At 71.7% G+C, this 15,860-nt stretch carries 19 protein-coding genes; 4 read left to right on the top strand and 15 right to left on the bottom strand.

Annotated elements, in window-relative coordinates; all coding sequences use genetic code 11:
* From NQ165_RS13225 to NQ165_RS13165, 13 genes are all read right to left on the bottom strand, one after another.
* Window positions 1-1,347, bottom strand: a complete 1,347-nt coding sequence (locus NQ165_RS13225) for an NlpC/P60 family protein (RefSeq protein ID WP_257533840.1) — start codon at window positions 1,345-1,347, stop codon at window positions 1-3.
* The gene (locus NQ165_RS13220) at window positions 1,344-1,766 is read right to left on the bottom strand and encodes a hypothetical protein (RefSeq protein ID WP_257533839.1); all 423 of its coding nucleotides are present in this window, start codon (window positions 1,764-1,766) and stop codon (window positions 1,344-1,346) included. Before NQ165_RS13220 ends, NQ165_RS13225 begins: the two co-directional genes overlap by 4 nt.
* Window positions 1,763-3,058, bottom strand: a complete 1,296-nt coding sequence (locus NQ165_RS13215; protein ID WP_257533838.1) for a FliI/YscN family ATPase — start codon at window positions 3,056-3,058, stop codon at window positions 1,763-1,765. Before NQ165_RS13215 ends, NQ165_RS13220 begins: the two co-directional genes overlap by 4 nt.
* Entirely contained in the window at window positions 3,058-3,657 is a 600-nt protein-coding gene (locus NQ165_RS13210; protein WP_257533837.1) for a flagellar assembly protein FliH, read from the bottom strand. The genes NQ165_RS13215 and NQ165_RS13210 overlap by 1 nt, the downstream gene beginning before the upstream one ends.
* Window positions 3,647-4,651 carry a flagellar motor switch protein FliG gene (gene fliG / locus NQ165_RS13205; RefSeq protein ID WP_257533836.1) on the bottom strand — a complete coding sequence of 335 codons (1,005 nt, stop codon included), beginning with the start codon at window positions 4,649-4,651 and terminating at the stop codon, window positions 3,647-3,649. The genes NQ165_RS13210 and fliG overlap by 11 nt, the downstream gene beginning before the upstream one ends.
* Entirely contained in the window at window positions 4,648-6,276 is a 1,629-nt protein-coding gene (fliF, locus tag NQ165_RS13200; protein WP_257533835.1) for a flagellar basal-body MS-ring/collar protein FliF, read from the bottom strand. The genes fliG and fliF overlap by 4 nt, the downstream gene beginning before the upstream one ends.
* The gene (gene fliE / locus NQ165_RS13195; protein ID WP_257533834.1) at window positions 6,276-6,575 is read right to left on the bottom strand and encodes a flagellar hook-basal body complex protein FliE; all 300 of its coding nucleotides are present in this window, start codon (window positions 6,573-6,575) and stop codon (window positions 6,276-6,278) included. The genes fliF and fliE overlap by 1 nt, the downstream gene beginning before the upstream one ends.
* Window positions 6,575-6,964 (bottom strand): flagellar basal body rod protein FlgC, encoded by a 390-nt coding sequence (locus NQ165_RS13190; protein ID WP_257533833.1) that lies wholly within the window; start codon window positions 6,962-6,964, stop codon window positions 6,575-6,577. The genes fliE and NQ165_RS13190 overlap by 1 nt, the downstream gene beginning before the upstream one ends.
* Window positions 6,961-7,302, bottom strand: a complete 342-nt coding sequence (locus NQ165_RS13185) for a flagellar basal body protein (RefSeq protein ID WP_257533832.1) — start codon at window positions 7,300-7,302, stop codon at window positions 6,961-6,963. The genes NQ165_RS13190 and NQ165_RS13185 overlap by 4 nt, the downstream gene beginning before the upstream one ends.
* 99 nt (window positions 7,303-7,401) lie before the next feature.
* Complete coding sequence (locus NQ165_RS13180; protein WP_257533831.1) at window positions 7,402-7,677, bottom strand: hypothetical protein; 276 nt, start codon at window positions 7,675-7,677, stop codon at window positions 7,402-7,404.
* On the bottom strand, window positions 7,674-8,057 hold the full coding sequence (gene fliS, locus NQ165_RS13175; RefSeq protein ID WP_257533830.1) for a flagellar export chaperone FliS: 384 nt from the start codon (window positions 8,055-8,057) through the stop codon (window positions 7,674-7,676). Before fliS ends, NQ165_RS13180 begins: the two co-directional genes overlap by 4 nt.
* On the bottom strand, window positions 8,054-9,439 hold the full coding sequence (gene fliD, locus NQ165_RS13170; protein WP_257533829.1) for a flagellar filament capping protein FliD: 1,386 nt from the start codon (window positions 9,437-9,439) through the stop codon (window positions 8,054-8,056). Before fliD ends, fliS begins: the two co-directional genes overlap by 4 nt.
* A gap of 83 nt (window positions 9,440-9,522) precedes the next feature.
* Window positions 9,523-10,302 (bottom strand): sigma-70 family RNA polymerase sigma factor, encoded by a 780-nt coding sequence (locus NQ165_RS13165; RefSeq protein ID WP_257533828.1) that lies wholly within the window; start codon window positions 10,300-10,302, stop codon window positions 9,523-9,525.
* Between the two features lie 233 nt (window positions 10,303-10,535).
* On the opposite strand from NQ165_RS13165, the gene NQ165_RS13160 reads away from it, so the two are divergent.
* The 4 genes from NQ165_RS13160 to fliW are packed head-to-tail and all read left to right on the top strand — an operon-like array spanning window position 10,536 to window position 13,673.
* Window positions 10,536-10,997, top strand: coding sequence for a flagellar protein FlgN (locus NQ165_RS13160; RefSeq protein ID WP_257533827.1), 462 nt, complete (start codon window positions 10,536-10,538; stop codon window positions 10,995-10,997).
* Window positions 10,998-11,005: 8 nt separating this feature from the next.
* On the top strand, window positions 11,006-12,409 hold the full coding sequence (gene flgK / locus NQ165_RS13155; RefSeq protein ID WP_257533826.1) for a flagellar hook-associated protein FlgK: 1,404 nt from the start codon (window positions 11,006-11,008) through the stop codon (window positions 12,407-12,409).
* Window positions 12,410-12,435: 26 nt separating this feature from the next.
* Window positions 12,436-13,305, top strand: coding sequence for a flagellin (locus NQ165_RS13150; RefSeq protein ID WP_257533825.1), 870 nt, complete (start codon window positions 12,436-12,438; stop codon window positions 13,303-13,305).
* Complete coding sequence (fliW, locus tag NQ165_RS13145; RefSeq protein ID WP_257533824.1) at window positions 13,302-13,673, top strand: flagellar assembly protein FliW; 372 nt, start codon at window positions 13,302-13,304, stop codon at window positions 13,671-13,673. Before NQ165_RS13150 ends, fliW begins: the two co-directional genes overlap by 4 nt.
* A 24-nt stretch (window positions 13,674-13,697) precedes the next feature.
* Here the strand turns inward: fliW and NQ165_RS13140 are convergent, their stop codons facing one another.
* On the bottom strand, window positions 13,698-14,762 hold the full coding sequence (locus NQ165_RS13140; protein ID WP_257533823.1) for a sugar-transfer associated ATP-grasp domain-containing protein: 1,065 nt from the start codon (window positions 14,760-14,762) through the stop codon (window positions 13,698-13,700).
* A gap of 96 nt (window positions 14,763-14,858) precedes the next feature.
* Window positions 14,859-15,734, bottom strand: a complete 876-nt coding sequence (locus NQ165_RS13135; protein WP_257533822.1) for a flagellin — start codon at window positions 15,732-15,734, stop codon at window positions 14,859-14,861.
* Between the last annotated feature and the right edge of the window lie 126 nt (window positions 15,735-15,860).

Below are 15,860 nucleotides of genomic sequence, written 5' to 3'. Positions count from 1 at the left end.
TCAGGCGAACAGGTCGATGCCCGAACCGGCGACGGTCGGGGCGGTGGGGGGTGCGGGTGCAGGAGCCGCCTCGGCGAGCGTGCCGCTGCGTGCGGGTGTGCCCGCGGCGCCGCCGCCGTGCTGGCCCTGGCTCGATCCGGAGCCGGCGCCTGTCGACCACGGGTTGCCGGACGCGCTGCCGGAGCCGGTCGACGTGTCGGCGGTCGCGACGCTCAGCGCGGCGTGGGGGACCAGGGAGGCGAGGTCGCGGCGCAGATCCACCAGGAGGGCGCGCAGCGCGTCGCGTCCCAGGTCGGAGGGTGAGGCGAGCTCGACGGTCATCGACGTGGCCGTGATCTGCGCCTTCACGGTGACGGGACCGAGGTTGTCGGGCGTGACCCGGAGGGTGAGGGTGTGCTCCCCTTCGGGCGCCTTCGCGAGGGAGAGCACGGGGGCGGTGACCTGCGGAGCCAGCGCGGTGCGCGCGGCCGCGGCGGCCGGCGCGGGCGGCGGCGCGTCCGCGACGGCAGGGGGCGCGCTGGCTCCGGTGAGGGTCGCGGCGGCCGCGTCGGCGAAGGATGCCGCGGTGGCGGCGGCGGCCGCGGGCGTGGTGACCGCCGCGCCCGGGCCGACAGACCGGGATCCGCCGCCGGCGCTCGCTGCCGCCGCGCCGACGGTGGCGGGCACTCCCGGCGCGGCAGCGGTCCGTGGTGCGGTCGCGGACAGCGCGGCCGCCAGTGCAGCGGGGAGGGCCGCGTTGGCGGAGGCGACCTGAGCCGACGCCGGTGCCGGCCCGGTCGCCACGGCGGCGACGGCCTCTCCGGGAGCGGGGACGACACGGCGGATCGTCTGGATGTCGGCGTCGGTGAGGTAGTTGTTGCGCAGCTCGACGTTCTTGCCCGGATACGGGGCATGGATGATCTTGCCGTCGCCGGCGTAGATCACGATGTGCTTCTCGCCGTTGGTCACGAGCAGGTCGCCGGGGCGCGCTTCGGCCAGCGAGCCGACCTCGACGCCCACGTCGGCCTGATCCTGCACCACGCGGGGGACGTCGATGCCCAGGTCGGCGAGCACCCGCTGCACCAGTCCCGAGCAGTCCATGCCGCTCGCGTCTTCGCCCCCGAAGACGTACGGCACCCCCAGGTACGTCATCGCCTGAGCGACCACGTCCTCCCCGGTGACGGAGCCGTCGCCCAGGGTGGCGGTGCCGAGCACGTCGCGCACCGCCGAGGCGAAGGCGTCGGCGGTGACGGGAGAGGATGCGCCGGAGGCTCCCGCTCCCGGCGCGGGCGCGGCCGCCTCCGAGGTGAGCGTGCGGATGCGCTGCTGGATCTCATCGATGCGCGCAAGCGCGGTGACGACGCTCATGGCGACTCCTCGGTGTGGGTGCGGACGGCGATCTCGTCCAGTTCGATCTGCTCTTCGTGAAGCTCGCGCGCGGTCTCGCGGTCGGCGTGCGCCTCGGCGAGCCTGGCCAGCCCGCGCTGGTCTATGCGGGCGGCGGCGTGCTGAGCGCGGGCGTCCTCCAGGGTGGCCAGCTGCATGTCCGCCAGGGTGCGCAGGTCGGTGAGGGTGCTGCGGGCGGCGACGCGGCCGGCGGCGACGGCGGCGAGCGTGCGCACATCGATGGGGATGTCCGCCGACGCGGCGAGGGCCGCGCGCAGCTGACGCTCCCGCGCGTCGGTGTGTGAGCGCTCCATGGCCGACCGCGACAGATGGGCGGCGGCGGCGCGCTCCTGGATGCCGCGCACCCGCAGCAGCCCGGCGAGGCGGAACGGGCGGCTCATGCGATATCCCCGAACGGCGCGACCAGTGCGCTCAGCCGCTGCCAGGACTCTTCGACGGCGACCTGTTCGTCGAGCGACTGCCGCAGGAATCGTTCGATCTGCCGCTCGTGCGTGATGGCGGCATCCACCCGGGCGTCGGCACCGGGCTGGTAGGCGCCGATCCCGATCAGGTCGTGCGCTTCGCGGCGGGCCGAGAGGGCGGTGCGCAGCAGGGACGCGAGCCGCTGCTGCTCCGGGGTGGCGACCTTGCCGGCCAGCCGTGACACGGAGCCCAGCACGTCGATCGCGGGGTGGTGTCCGGTGAGCGCGAGCGCGCGGTCGAGCACGATGTGACCGTCGAGGATGGAGCGGACGGTGTCGGCGACGGGCTCGTTGTGGTCATCGCCGTCGACGAGCACCGTGTAGACGCCGGTGATCGACCCCTCGCGTGCGGTGCCGGCGCGCTCGAGCAGCTTCGCCAGCACCGGGAAGGTCGACGGCGGATAGCCGCGTGTGGCCGGCGGCTCGCCTGCCGCGAGACCGATTTCGCGCTGAGCCATGGCCACGCGGGTGAGCGAGTCCATCATGAGCATGACGTGCGCACCGTCGTCGCGGAAGGATTCGGCGATGCGCGTGGCGGTGAACGCGGCTCGCAGCCGCGCCATCGCCGGCTGGTCCGAGGTGGACACGACGACGACCGAGCGCGCCAGCCCGTCGGGGCCGAGATCGTCCTCGATGAACTCGCGCACCTCCCTGCCGCGCTCGCCGACCAGGCCGATGACGTTGACATCGGCGGCGGAGCCGCGCGCGATCATCGACAGCAGCGACGACTTGCCGACGCCCGAGCCCGCGAACAGGCCCATGCGCTGGCCGCGCCCCATGGGGGTCAGCGTGTCGATGGCGCGCACCCCCGACGCCAGCGGCACGGTGATGCGTGCCCGTTCCATCGCGGCCGGGGTGTCGTGGTGCATGGAGACCCGTGGGGCGTCGATCGCGCCGCGACCGTCCATGGGGCGGCCGAGACCGTCGATGACGCGGCCGAGCAGGGACGAGCCCACGGGAACGGGCAGCCGCCCGGATGCGACGGTGGCTCGGTCGCCGACGCGCAGCCCGGTGGTCACGGACAGGGGCATGCAGCGCAGCGCCCCCCGCTCGGCGGCGACGACCTCGGCGTCGACCTCGCCGCCGATGGTGACGAGGTCGCCGACGGCGGCGGCGATCCCGCGCACCTCGATGCTGAGTCCGATGATCCGCGACACCACACCGGAGCGCTCCGGGCGGGCGGCGTCGAGGACGGTCGACCAGAGCGCCATCAGCCTGCCTCCGCCAAGACGGCCCGCACCCGCTCGAGCGCGGACTGCACCCGCAGGTCGACCTCGCCGTCGGCCAGGTGCACGACGGCGTCGCCGGGGAGGAGGTCCGCTCGCGCCGCCACCTGGACGCCTGCGGGGTGCGCCTCCAGGTGCGTCAGCGTCGCCAGATCCGCCTCGCTCAGCGTCACGGTCGCGCGCTCGTCTCCCCCCGCGGCGGCGGTCGCGCGGGCCACGGCGGTGAGGGCCGCGCGCACGGGGTCGGAGAACTCGCGCTCCACGATCACCTCGGCCAGTTCCACCGCCAGCTGCAGCACCCGCTCCTCCGCGACCTCGGCGAGAAGCTCGGTGCGGGCGGCGAGGGATGCCGCGGCACGCTGCAGCGCCGTCACGGCCTGAGCGGCCGCTGCGGCGGCGGCGCGGGTCGCGGCTCGCCGCTCTTCCGCGGCCTTCTCCGCCTCCTGGGCGGCCTGATCGCGAGCGGCGCGCATGCCTTCGGCGTACCCCATGGCATGGCCGCGCCGGCGCGCGCGCTCGCGTTCGGCATCCTCGGCCGGTCCTGTCAGATGCGGGATCGCGAGAGGGGTGAAGTCAAGAGACATACTCTTCCTCGTCCCCTCGCTGCACGCGGATGTCGCCGGCCGCCTCCAGCGCGCGGATGACGCGCACGATCTCCGCCCGCGCCTCCTCCACCTGCGACACGCGCACCGCGCCGAGGGTCTGCGCCTCTTCGTCGAGGGTCTCGCGGTTGCGCTCGGACATGTTCCGGCGGATCACCGCTGCGACGCTGGCCGGCGCACCCTTCAGAGCCAGGGCCAGCACGCGGATCTCGATTCCCCGCAGCACGCGCTGGGCATCGCGGTCGTCCAGCACCACGACATCCGCGAAGGTGAACATGCGCGAACGGATGTCCTCCGCGAGCGTGCTGTCGCGGGCCTCCAGGTTGGCCAGCAGCGCCTTCTCGACCGTCGCGTCCGAGCGGTTGATGATGTCGACGAGCGGCTGCACTCCGCCGAGCACCTCGGGGGAGTCCCGCATCGCGAACGCACCGGAACGGGCGCGCAGGGCGTCGGCCACGATCGCGACGGCATCCTGCGACGCCGTGCCCATCGTGGCGATCGCTTGGGCGACGTCGGTGCGCAGCGGGTCCGACAGCTCCGCGAGCACGGCCGCGGCGCTGTCGACGGGGAGATGCGCGAGCACGAGAGCGATGGTGTGCGGCAGCTCGCCGTCGACCACGCTGGCGATCTGCGCCGGCTCCACAGCGCTCAGGAAGTCGAAGGAGGAGCCGGTCATGGCCGAGGAGACCTTCGTGAGCACTCCTTCCGCGCGCTCGGCGCCGAAGGACGCCGAGAGGAGCCCGGCCGCGATGTCGCGCCCGCCCCGTGCCGGAGGCAGGTGTCCCTGCACGATGCGATGGAAGTCCGAGAGCGCGCGACTGGTCGTCTCGGCGTCGAGATTGCGTAGGCGGATGATCTCCGCGGCGATGCTCTCCGCCTCGTCATCGGTGAGGTGCTTCATCACCTCCACCGCCAGCGCGCGGTCGAGGTTCATCATCACCACTGCGGCGGTCTGGGTGCTGGACAGCTCGCTCATGCGTCCTGCTCCTCGCGCAGCAGGCTCCGCAGCAGGTCGGCGGTGCGGGCAGGGTCGCGGCGGGCGAACTCGCCCAGCTCCGCGCGGCGGCGGTCGAGGGTGACCTGCGCGGGCTCCGGGTCGGGCTCGGGTTCGAGCTCCGGCAGTGACAGCGGAATGGTGGGCATCTGCTCCAGCACCGCCGTGGGTGCCCCGTTCACCAGTGCGCCGAACGAGTCGAGGCCGCCGGCGCCGTCGGCGGGGAGCGCAAGGGGGGTGAGCACCGCGGCGGCCGCGGCGCTGCGACGACGGCGCACGACGATGCCGGTTCCCGTCGCCAGGATCAGGACGACCAGGGCCGCCGCGACGATCATCGCCGTCTGGAGCAGCTCTGCCCTGCGTGCCGCTTCCTCCTCCGCGCGGGCGGCGTCCAGTGCCGCCTGCGCGGCGGCCGCGTCGGTGCTGCTGAAGGTCACGAGCTCGACGGTCATGTCGTCGCCGCGGGCGCGGTCGATGCCGGCGGCCGACGAGACGAGGGCGGTCAGCTGGTCGAGGTTGATCGCCTCCGCTGCCGTTCGGTCGACGGCGACGGCCACGCTCTGACGTGTGAGGGAGCCGGCAGGTGTCGTGGTGCTCTCGACGGCCTTGTTGATGACGCTGTTGCGGGTGGCCTGGCTGGACTCGTAGGTGCCGTCGCCGCCCATGGCCGGGCCCCCGGTCTCCGCCCCGAGCACACCGGTGCCCGCGGCCGGGCCCGAGTACGTCTCGGTGCTCGTCTGCTCGCTGGTGGCGGCATCGCCGTCGATGGGGGTGTAGGTCTCCTCGATGCGCTCGCTGCTGGCCTGCTGCATCTCGGCGGCGACGGTGACCGTCGCGTTGCCGGCGCCGACGACGGTGTCGAGCATGGTCTGGATGCTGTCCGCGATGCGCAGCTCGTAGGCGCTGGCCTGCTGCTCGATGCCGCCGGCGGTCCCCACTCCGACGGCGGAGAGGGTGCGCCCGGCCTGGTCGACGACCGTGACGTTCTCCGGGGCCATCCCGCTGACGGCCGCGGACGTCAGGTGCACGATCGCCTCGACCTGCGAGGACGAGAGGGAGGCGCCGTCGGGGGTGTCGACGAACACCGAGGCCGTGGGGGCGACCGTCTGAGAGACGAAGACACTCTCCTCCGGGATCGCCAGCTGCACCGACGCGGTCTTCACGCCCTTGAGGGCGGTGATCGTGCGCGCCAGCTCGCCCTCGATCGCGCGCTTGTAGGTCACGGTCTGCTGGAACTCCGAACTCGTCACGCCCATGCTGTCGAGCAGGGTGTACCCGTCCGACCCGGCGCTGGGGAGCCCGGCGGCGGCCGCGGCGAGGCGCTGCTCGTACACCGCCGACTCCGGGACGAGCACGGTCGTGCCGCCGTCCGTCAACTCGTAGCCCACCGACGCGGAGCGCAGCTGCTCGACCACGGCGCTGGCGTCGGCGGCGGTCAGGCCGGTGAACAGCGGCGTGAGGGTCGGCCGACTGAGCCAGCCCGCGATGGCGACCGCCCCCATCACCAGCACGGCGATGCCGATGATCGCGATCGTGCGCTGGGCCACGGTGAACGACGCCACCGAGCTGCGCAGCCCGGCGAAGGCGGAGGAGACGGCCGCGGGCATCAGGCCTGCATCCGCATGATGTCGTTGAATGCCTCGACGCCCTTGTTGCGCACTGCGGCGACCAGCTCGAGGGTCACCGATGCGCGGGTCGACGCGATCATGGCGGAGTGGATGTCGTCGAGGTCGCCGGTGACCGCTGCGACGGCCAGCTCGTTCGAGGTCGACTGCAGCGCGCGCAGCTCGTCGACGGCGCCGGTGATGCTCTGGGCGAAGGAGGTGTCATCGCCGGCGGGCCGCAGCGTCGGTGCCGGCAGCGCAGCGGCCGACGAGATGGCATCGATCCCGGAAAGAGGGGGCATCAGCTTCGTCCGATCTGCAGGGCGGCTTCATAGGCGGTCTTGGCGCGGTCCACGACGGCGGCGTTGGCCTGGTAGCCGCGCTGAGCCATGATCAGGTGGCCCATCTGCTCGCCGAGGTCGATGTCGGGGTAGCGGACGTAGCCGTCCTCGCCGGCCAGCGGGTTCGTCGGGTCGTGGACGAGCCGCCCCTCGTCGCTGCCGAAGAGCGCGCCGGCGACCCGCACGCCGCCGCCGTCGGCGGCCTGCACCGCGACGTAACGCTGCTGGAAGGCGGCGTCGTCGCTGGAGACGGCGGTGTTGATGTTGGCGATGTTGTCGCTGAGGGCATCGAGCCACACGCGATGCGTGCTCAGGCCCGAGCCGGCGATGCCGATGGCGTCGAAGGTCATGACGTCCTCAATGCCGTCTGCACCGACGCGAAGGCGCCGCCCACGGCGCGCGAGGCGAACTGGTATCGCAGCACGGTGTCGATGTTCGACAGGGTCTCGGTGTCGAGGTTCACGTTGTTGCCGTTCAGCCTCGTCGGGGCGAGGGACTCGGTCACGGTGGCGGCGACGTCGCCGTCGCCGCGCGAGACGGAGGATGCCAGCGCCTCCTCGAAGGCGACGACCTTGGCGCGGTAGCCCGAGGTGTTGACGTTCGCGATGTTGTCCGCGATCGCGCGCTGGCGTTGCGAGAGTCCGTTCAGCGCACTGGTGAGCGCAACGGTGGTCACTGATTCGAGCACGAGAGCCGTTCCCGTCGACGGATGACGTGGCCGATCCCTGGCCTGAAGACGTGAGCGTTCCTCGCTCAGGGGGTTCTATCGGCCGTCGTGTCCGGTGCGTTAGCCGTCGCGGTCGACATAAGCCGCCGCGTCTTCGCGCAGCGGGGGAACCATGCCGATCGCGTCGAGGTGCGCGCGGGTCGCCGCCAGCTCCGTGCGCAGTTGTGCCATGCGCTCCTGCTGCCGTGCCACGAGGCGGTTCGCGCGCGCGACGAGGTCGGCGGGCAGCGGCGTCGCCTTCAGGATCGGGTCCCAGGGGGCGGCGTCGTGGGCGTCGGCGTCGAGGTCCCGTTCGAAGCGCTCCAGCAGCTCCAGCCAGGAGGCGTCCGACCTCACGGCTGGGGAGCCATCGCTGCCGCGGCCGCGTGCCAGGCCTCGTGCAGGGGCGCGATGAGGTCACGGCATTCCCGTGTGCGCTCCGGGTCACGGGCGATGTTGGCGCCGATCAGCGTGCGGATGAGGTACGCGTAGACCGCCTGCAGTTCTGTGCTGCCCGCCCAGCCGGCGGAGAGGGAGGACGACAGTTCGTTCACGATGCTCTGGGCATGCTGCAGCTCGCTGTTCGCCGTGACCCAGTCGCCGGCCCGCTGCGCGGTCTCGGCACGGGCCACGTCGAGCAGCAGGCGGTCGTACAGCATGGTGACCAGTCGCTGCGGACTCGCCGAGAGGATCGCCTCCTCGCGGTACCGCTGCTGTGCCCGCAGGGCCGCGCTCATGAGCCGCTCCGGTTGGACGAGGGCAGGCTTGCCAGCTGCGACGTCAGGTACGACGACTGCGACTGCAGTCGCGCCAGCATGGTCTCGAGCGAGGCGTAGGTGCGTTCCAGTGACGCGCGGCGCTGATCGAGTCGCAGGTCCCACCGCTCGAGCTGGCCGGACATGCGGGTGACTTCGCTCTCCTGCCCGGTGATGCGGGCGGTGAGGAGGCCGTCGTACTTGTCGGAGTACTGCGACGCGACCTGCTGCACGCGGGCGGCGACGCCGGCGAACAAGGCCTCTGCTGCCGCCGGATCGGCGTCGACGGCGGCTCGGAACTTCTTCTCGTCGAAGGAGAGCACGCCGTAGCGGTCGATCGAGACGCCGATCGTCGAGGGCGAGACCCCGTCGACGGGGAACTGCACCGCGTCGCTGAGAGCCTGGCGCAGCGCGCGCACCGTGCTGTCGCCTGTGAAGACGCCCAGCGTCGTGGTGCCGCCGGCGCTGCCGGGCGTGGTCGCCGCGGAGCCTTTGGCGATGCCGGCCAGCATGGCGGCGATCTGCGAGACGAATCCGCCGGCCGCGGTGGCGCGCGCTGCCGGGTCGGTGGCGACCGTGAGCGACACGGGGGCATCGGTGGCTCGGGCCACGGTGACGTCGACCCCGGCGAACAGGTCGGTGAAGGTGTTCTTGGGTGACGTCACGGCCTGCTCGGCCGCGGTTCCGGCCCACAGCCGCACCTGGGCGTCCTGGCCCTGCGTGACGACCGCCGCCCCCGGCTGCGTGGCGAGGTCGGTGGAGGTCCCGGCGGCCACGGCGGCGGCGTCGCCGAGGTGGATGCGGAAGACGCTCTGGGAGCCGGTCTCGGTCGCCGTGAGCTGCAGGCGGGACAGCGGCTGCCCATCCGCGGTCACGCCGGCGGCCACCGCCGACGCGACGATGCCGGCGCCGGCGGTGCTGAGCGCACGGGCCACGTCGGCGGGCGCGGAGGACAGGGGGCGCACCTCGATCAGATCCCCGGCGGCGGTCTCGACGGTGAAGACGAGGGGCTGGTCGGGGAACGCGGTGACGGCCTGACTGACCACGGTGTGCGCCGCAGCCGTGCGGTCGACGACGATCTGCGTCGAGACGGCGGCGGAGCCGGGTGCTGCTGTCAGAGTGACCGAGTCGTGCGAGCTGGTGACCTTCACCTGCGCCGTCGCCCCGGCGCCCCCGGCATCCTTCGCCGTCGTCACGAGCTTCTGCAGCGCGGTGTTCAGCGATTGCAGCTGCGAGATGACGGCGCGCCGGTCGTCGGACTTCGCGCTGAGCAGCGTGCGGGGAATCGCCTCGACGTCCATGAGGGCGTCGATGATGGCCGTGGTGTCCAGGCCAGAGGCGAGGCCGTCGAACGAGAGACCCATCCGCTCCCCTTCCTGTCGCAGGTGCGGACCGCCCGGCAGGCCCGAGCGTCCGCAGACTCCTATCGGCAGGGGGAGCGCGGGCGTTAGACGCGGGCCGGAACTCTCGTGGCCGAGGGGGAGCCGATGCGGGAGAAGTACGCGTCGCGGGTCGTCTCGGACACGCGGGAAGTGGGCGCGGCGTCGCCGTCGAGGTGGAAGCGCTCCATGGCGTCGCGCAGCAGGCGCACGGCCTCGGCGCGCTGCTGTGACACGGCGGAGTGCGAGACGCCCAGCTCTTCCGCGATCTGCTTGACCGGCCGCTCGTCGATGTACACCGCCTGGATGATGGCGCGCATCCGATCGGGCAGGGCCGCCACGGCGCGGGTGAGGATCTCCCGCCGCTCGCGCAGCGTGGCCGACTCTTCGGGCAGGGCGATGTCCGAGGGCACGGCGAGCACGGACGCATCGTCGAGGCTCGTGACCGTGCGGGCCGCGTCGTCGAGCGATTCGAGCACGGTTTCGCGCGGAAGTCCCGCGGCCGTGGCGATCTCGTCGGGAGTGGCCGTGCGACCGAGCGCCGCCGTCAGGGTGTCACGGACGGCCGTGACCTCCTTGATGCGCTTGCGGATGCCACGGGTGGCCCAGTCCATGGATCGCATCTCGTCGGCGAAGGCACCGAGGATGCGGCGGCGCGCATACGCTCCGAACGGCACGCCCAGGGTGGGGTCGAACGCTGCGGCGGCCGTGACGAGGGCAAGGGCGCCCACCGCGGCGAGCTCCTCCTGCGGCACGTGCGTGGCGCGCGAATGCACCTCACGGGCCAGGTATCCCGCCAATGGAAGATTCTCTTCGATGAGACGGTTACGCTCTGCGTGGCCCGACATAGGTGCAGTGTGCTTTCTCGCTGTGTTCGGTCTCGCGGCCCTGGGGGAGCCGCCGGCGCTGAGGTCCGGAGACCTTGATGAGAAATCTCTCATGTAATTCGGGATAACGCTATGGTCGAAACGGCCGATAGAACAAAATGGCCGACCACGGGCGGAGATTTCACTGGGGTGAGTCGCCCGCGGATGGAACAACGTCTGGGGAGAGGGAGAACGTGGGCGCCAATGAGCTGTCCATGCAGTTGTGGCAGGAGCGGGAGCTGCTTGAGCTGCTGATCTTCAAACTCGAGGAGCAGCGACTGCTCCTCGAGGCGGGGAGCATGCGCTGGATCCACTTCGCCAGCAGGGAGGTCGAGCAGGTGCTCGAGCGCCTGCGGGTGTCGGGGATCGGCCGCGACGTCGAAGTCGCGGCGGTGGCACGGGAGTGGGGAGTGCCGGAGGTCACCACCCTGTCGGGACTGGTGAGCGCCGCTCCCACCGACGCGTGGCGCGAGGTCTTCGCCGAGCATCGGGTGGCCCTGACCGCCTGCATGTCGGAGATCGCGCAGCTGAAGGATTCCAACGAGGGGTACCTCCGGGCGGCGGCCCGCGCCGTCGATGAGACCCTCGCCAGTCTCGCCGCGAGCACGGGCGAATACACCACGCACGGTGAACGGGCGCGTGAAGACACCGCCCGCATCGTGGACAAGGAGATGTAGAGGACAGCATGTCGACATTCAGTGGATTGGGCACGGCTGCCAGCGCGCTGGCAGCCGCACGACGGGGCATCGACCTGGTCGGGCAGAACGTCGCGAACCAGACCACACAGGGCTACACCCGCCAGCGGCTGGAGACCTCCTCGGTCGTCCCCCCGGCCGTCTCGGGCAGGTTCAGCACGGGTGTGCAGCCCGGGCAGGGCGTGTCGATCGACGGAATCTCGCGACTGGGCGACGCCGTGCTCGACGCGCGCGTGCGCGACACGCTGGCATCCTCGGGCTACTGGTCGACGAAGGCCATCGCGGCGCTGACGGCGGAGGCCGCCCTCGCCGAGCCCACCGAGAACGGCATCGCCGACCGGCTGTCGCAGTTCTGGGCGGGGTGGCAGGACCTGTCCAACTCGCCCGATTCCACCGCCGCGGCCGCCGTTGTGCTGACCGGTGCCGAGGCCCTCGCCGCGCGCATCGCCGACGGCTACCGTGCGGTCGCGGGTCAGTGGTCCAGCGCGAGGGGATCCGTCGACGGCATGGTCGCGCAGATCAACGCCACCGCCGGCGAGGTCGCGCAGCTGAACGCCTCGATCCGTGACGCCGCCGCATCCGGGGGATCGCTCAATGAGCTCGTCGACCGGCGCAACCTGCTCGCCCAGACCGTGTCGCGCCTCTCCGGCGCTGTCGGCACGGTCGAGGCCGATGGCACCATGACGCTCCGCCTGGACGGCAACGCCCTGGTGTCGGGCGACAAGGCGCGCGTGCTGACGGTCGACGGTCCGTCGTCGATCGAGGCCGGCCGGCCCACGGTCTTGTCCTGGGAGGGCTCGTTCGCGGTGAATATCGCCAGCGGAGAGCTGGGCGGGATGCTGGCCGTGCTGGCACCGGCCGACCAGGGCGGCGTGCTGGCCGGTCTCGCCGCATCGCACAACGACCTCGCCACCTCGCTGGCCACCGCGCTGAATGCCCAGCATCGCGCCGGTGCGACCTCGGGTGGGGCTCCCGGCGGCGATTTCTTCGCGCTCTCCGCCGGCGGACCCGCGGCGCTCGGCTTGACCGTGGTGCCCCAGGGGCGTACCGACCTGGCGCTCGCGGCGCCCGGCGGTGGCGCGCTGGACGGCACCAACGCCGACGCGATGTGGGCGATCAGCCGTCGCCCCGACGGACCCGACGCCCTCTGGGGCGACGTCGTTTCGCGGTTCGCGGTCGCGACGGCCGCGGATGCCGGACGGGCAGAGCGCGCCGAGACCGGTGCGGTGGCCGCAGCCGTCGCCCAGCAGTCCGTGGCCGGCGTCGACAACGACGAGGAGACGCTCAACCTGCTCACCTACCAGACCGCCTATCAGGCCGCCGCGCGCGTGCTCACCGCCGTCGACGAAGCGCTCGACGTGCTCATCAACCGCACCGGCCTCGTCGGCCGCTGACATCAGGAGCCGCCATGATCGGTCGCGTGACCTCACAGACCATGTCCCAGACGGCCATGCGCCATCTGCAGGGCGGGCTGAGCGAACTCGCCCGGCTGCAGTCGCAGGCCACGTCTCAGCGGGCCTTCGCCGCGCCGTCGGAGGACCCGACCGCCGCAGCGGCCGTGCTGGACGTGCACGCGGCGCAGCGGCGCACCGCACAGTTCTCCCGGAACATCGACGACGGCCTCGCGTGGGTCACGACCGTCGACAACGCCATCAGCGCCTCCACCGCGCTGCTCGGACGGGTCCGTGACCTCACGGTGCAGGGCGCCAACTCGGGCGCCATGGACGCGACCTCGCGCGAGGCGATCGCCGTCGAGCTGGCGGGCATCCGCGACGAGCTCCTGGCTCAGGCGAACACCGATCTGCGAGGACGTTCAGTGTTCGCCGGCACGTCGGACGCGCGAGCCTTCGCCGCGGACTACTCCTTCAGCGGGGTGCCCGGATCCGAGGTGCGCCGCCGCGTCTCCGACGGCGAGACGGTGCGGGTGGACGCGGACGGAGGGCAGGTCTTCGGCACAGGAGCGGACTCGGTGTTCGCCCTCGTCGACCAGATCGCCGCGGACCTGCGCGCGGGCGTGAACGTGGGCGCCCGGCTCGGCCAGATCGATCAGCACGTGAACACTATGCTCGGGGTGCAGGGTGCCGTCGGCGCCCGACAGTCGCAGATCGAGCGGGCGAAGGAGGCGACCTTGGATTCCACGGTCACGCTCGAGGCGCGTCGCGCCGCAGTGGAGGATGTCGACACGGTGGAGGTCCTGGTGAAGCTGCAAGCCCAGGAGCTCGTGTACCGATCGGCTCTGGCGGTGACGGGGCGCGTCCTGCAACCGACCCTGATGGACTTCCTGCGATGACCGTCGCGCTGCGGTTCGGCGCCCCGCCTCCCGGGCTCGCTCCGCACACGGCGTTCGAGCTCGATCCGGTCGAGGGCTCCGCCGCACTGTTCGCGATGTGGTCCGTCGACGATCCAGCAGTGCGTCTGTTCCTCGTCGATCCCCGCGACGTCGTCCCCGACTATGCGCCCGTGCTCTCCGACGCACAGGCCGGCCGCCTCGGGCTCACGTCGGCCGGCGATGCGCAGCTGCTCCTCGTCGCGCAGATGACCGACGAGGGCGTGGGGGTCAACCTGTTGGCGCCGGTGGTGCTGAACCGTCGCACCGGCGACGCCGCTCAGGTCATCCTCGAGGGGCAGGATCTGCCCGTGCGGGCCATCCTGAACTGAGCGCGGGGAGGTGCGCGACGCCGCTCAGGCGGCCACGCGCTCGCCGGTGCGATGCCGCGAGACGGGCTTCGCCGCGCCGATCGCGGTGAGGTAACGGTCCTTGTGGCCCGTGCGGATGCCGGTGGCGCTGGGCTTGTTCTCGTACACGCCCGCGGCCCAGTTGCCTTCGACGAGCACCGGCCCGTGGGCGGTGACGGCGATGTCCCAGCCGACGTAGCGCACCTGGGGGACCACGCGTGCGACGCGATCCACGAAGGCGACCACTTCGTCGAACCTCGGGAGCTCGAAGTCCGAGATGCGCACGCCGCTGTCGGGGTGTGTCTCGTACACGCGGTTGCAGGAGTCGTAACCCGCGCCGGTGGCCCGCCCACGCTCGTCGAGCATCGCGTAGAACCCGCCGAATGTGTTCTGGTCGCTCACCGCGCCCCGGCCGAATTTCTGCGCCATCGCGAGGATGTGGGTGGTCTCACCGTCGAAGAATGCGGTGACGCGGGTGGTGTTGACGGTGCCGGCGCAGAGGGCGGCCAGGTCTTCGTGCTGGCGGATGACCTCTTCGACGAGGATCTCACCCCGCGCGAGCAGCCCCCGGTGGAATGCCGACCAGTCGGTCACGGCGTCGGTGTGGTAGCGGTGCACGCCCCGGCCCTGGTGGCCGAGCGGCTCCTTGGTGACGATCACGCCGTGCCTGTCGGCGAAGGCGCGCAGCTCGTCTGCGTTGTCCTCGCGCAGCACCAGCCACTCCCGCTGCAGATGCGCATCGAACACGCGGTTGAACTCGACCTTGTCGTGGAAGACGTGCCGGTAGGCGGGGTCGTCGAAGGTGAGGGACAAGCGGTTCGAGACCGGGTTGGTCATGTACGTGGCGCGCTCCTCGCGGGTGAGGATCGCGAAGTCGTAGTCGATGTAGTCCTGGAACCCGACGCCGTGGACGCCGGCCTCCCACATCATGTCGGCGGCGACCGCGACCGGATTGCGGTCGTGGCGGGCACCCGCCGCGCGTGCCCGCGTCCACAGGGATGCCGCATCGAGCCGCATCGCCCGCCCGGCGAGGTAGCGCAGGCGGGGGGCGAGGTGCGGAACGGATGTCATCTTCTACTCCTGTGTGCGTTTTCGTGGGGTGATGACCGCCCCTCATCAGAAGGAGCCCCGAGCCACTCGGCGCGGGGCTCCTTCAGTGATGAGCGATCAGCGCAGCAGCTGCAGAACGCCCTGCGTCGACTGGTTCGCCTGCGCGAGCATGGCGGTGCCGGCCTGCGACAGGATGTTTGCAGCGGTGTACTTGACCATCTCCGACGCCATGTCGGTGTCGGTGATGCGGCTCTTCGCGGCCGACAGGTTCTCGGCCGAGACGGCGAGGCTGTTGATGGTCGACTCCATGCGGTTCTGCGCCGCACCGAGGTCGGCGCGAGAGGTCGAGACCTTCTCGATCGCCGTGTCGATCGCCGTGATCGCCAGTGCCGCGTTGACGGCCGAGTCGAACTTGAAGTTCGTCGCGTCCGGCGTGTGCGTCGAAGAGGCGGTGTCCGCGCCGTAGGTGATGGCGGTGATGGATGCCAGCGCATCCTTCAGGTCCGCCGTGGCGACGGTGATCTGCGACGAGGCCTCGCCGTTGGCGCCGACCTGGAAGCTCAGCGCGTCGCCGCCCTTCAGCAGGCTGATGCCGTTGAAGTTCGTCGAGTCCGCGATGCGAACCAGCTCATCGGTCAGCTGGGTGACCTCGGTCTGGATCGCGGTGCGCGACTCGGCGTTGTTCGAGCCGTTGCCGGCCTGCACCGCGAGGTCACGCATGCGCTGGAGGATCGAGTGGACCTCCGTCAGGGCGCCTTCTGCGGTCTGGATGACCGAGATGCCGTCCTGGGCGTTGCGCTGGGCGACGTTGAGGCCGTTGACCTGGGACTTCAGTCCCTCGGAGATCGCGAGGCCGGCGGCGTCGTCCGCAGCACGGTTGATGCGCAGACCGCTCGAGAGCTTCTCGAGCGACTTCGACAGGTCGTTCTGCGTGCTGGACAGGTTGCGGTAGGCGTTGAGCGCCGACACGTTGGTGGTGATCTGCATTCCCATGGTGTTCCTCCGTGAGTGGGGATCGTGCGGGGCCCGTCCTGGACCCCGGAGTCCGTCCGTGGACTCCTGGAATCTCCTATCGGCCGGATGCGAGGGCGCGTTAGTCGCGGGGTGCGCGAATCTCGG

Source organism: Microbacterium sp. zg.Y1084, from assembly GCF_024623595.1.
In the GTDB taxonomy this organism is placed as follows: Bacteria; Actinomycetota; Actinomycetes; order Actinomycetales; family Microbacteriaceae; genus Microbacterium; species Microbacterium wangruii.
Note: the sequence above shows the minus strand (reverse complement) of the source record. Positions and strands in the feature narration are given on the sequence as shown.

What these genes read in the sequence shown, in the direction of transcription:
- fliS (WP_257533830.1), bottom strand. Translation starts at nt 8,057, where the DNA reads ATGAGCGCGGCCCTGCGGGCACAGCAGCGGTACCGCGAGGAGGCGATC.
- fliD (WP_257533829.1), bottom strand. Translation starts at nt 9,439, where the DNA reads ATGGGTCTCTCGTTCGACGGCCTCGCCTCTGGCCTGGACACCACGGCC.
- NQ165_RS13215 (WP_257533838.1), bottom strand. Translation starts at nt 3,058, where the DNA reads ATGGCGCTCTGGTCGACCGTCCTCGACGCCGCCCGCCCGGAGCGCTCC.
- NQ165_RS13135 (WP_257533822.1), bottom strand. Translation starts at nt 15,734, where the DNA reads ATGGGAATGCAGATCACCACCAACGTGTCGGCGCTCAACGCCTACCGC.
- fliG (WP_257533836.1), bottom strand. Translation starts at nt 4,651, where the DNA reads ATGAGCGAGCTGTCCAGCACCCAGACCGCCGCAGTGGTGATGATGAAC.
- NQ165_RS13160 (WP_257533827.1), top strand. Translation starts at nt 10,536, where the DNA reads ATGCAGTTGTGGCAGGAGCGGGAGCTGCTTGAGCTGCTGATCTTCAAA.
- NQ165_RS13225 (WP_257533840.1), bottom strand. Translation starts at nt 1,347, where the DNA reads ATGAGCGTCGTCACCGCGCTTGCGCGCATCGATGAGATCCAGCAGCGC.
- fliE (WP_257533834.1), bottom strand. Translation starts at nt 6,575, where the DNA reads ATGCCCCCTCTTTCCGGGATCGATGCCATCTCGTCGGCCGCTGCGCTG.
- fliF (WP_257533835.1), bottom strand. Translation starts at nt 6,276, where the DNA reads ATGCCCGCGGCCGTCTCCTCCGCCTTCGCCGGGCTGCGCAGCTCGGTG.
- NQ165_RS13210 (WP_257533837.1), bottom strand. Translation starts at nt 3,657, where the DNA reads ATGTCTCTTGACTTCACCCCTCTCGCGATCCCGCATCTGACAGGACCG.
- NQ165_RS13220 (WP_257533839.1), bottom strand. Translation starts at nt 1,766, where the DNA reads ATGAGCCGCCCGTTCCGCCTCGCCGGGCTGCTGCGGGTGCGCGGCATC.
- fliW (WP_257533824.1), top strand. Translation starts at nt 13,302, where the DNA reads ATGACCGTCGCGCTGCGGTTCGGCGCCCCGCCTCCCGGGCTCGCTCCG.
- NQ165_RS13140 (WP_257533823.1), bottom strand. Translation starts at nt 14,762, where the DNA reads ATGACATCCGTTCCGCACCTCGCCCCCCGCCTGCGCTACCTCGCCGGG.
- NQ165_RS13190 (WP_257533833.1), bottom strand. Translation starts at nt 6,964, where the DNA reads ATGACCTTCGACGCCATCGGCATCGCCGGCTCGGGCCTGAGCACGCAT.
- flgK (WP_257533826.1), top strand. Translation starts at nt 11,006, where the DNA reads ATGTCGACATTCAGTGGATTGGGCACGGCTGCCAGCGCGCTGGCAGCC.
- NQ165_RS13165 (WP_257533828.1), bottom strand. Translation starts at nt 10,302, where the DNA reads ATGTCGGGCCACGCAGAGCGTAACCGTCTCATCGAAGAGAATCTTCCA.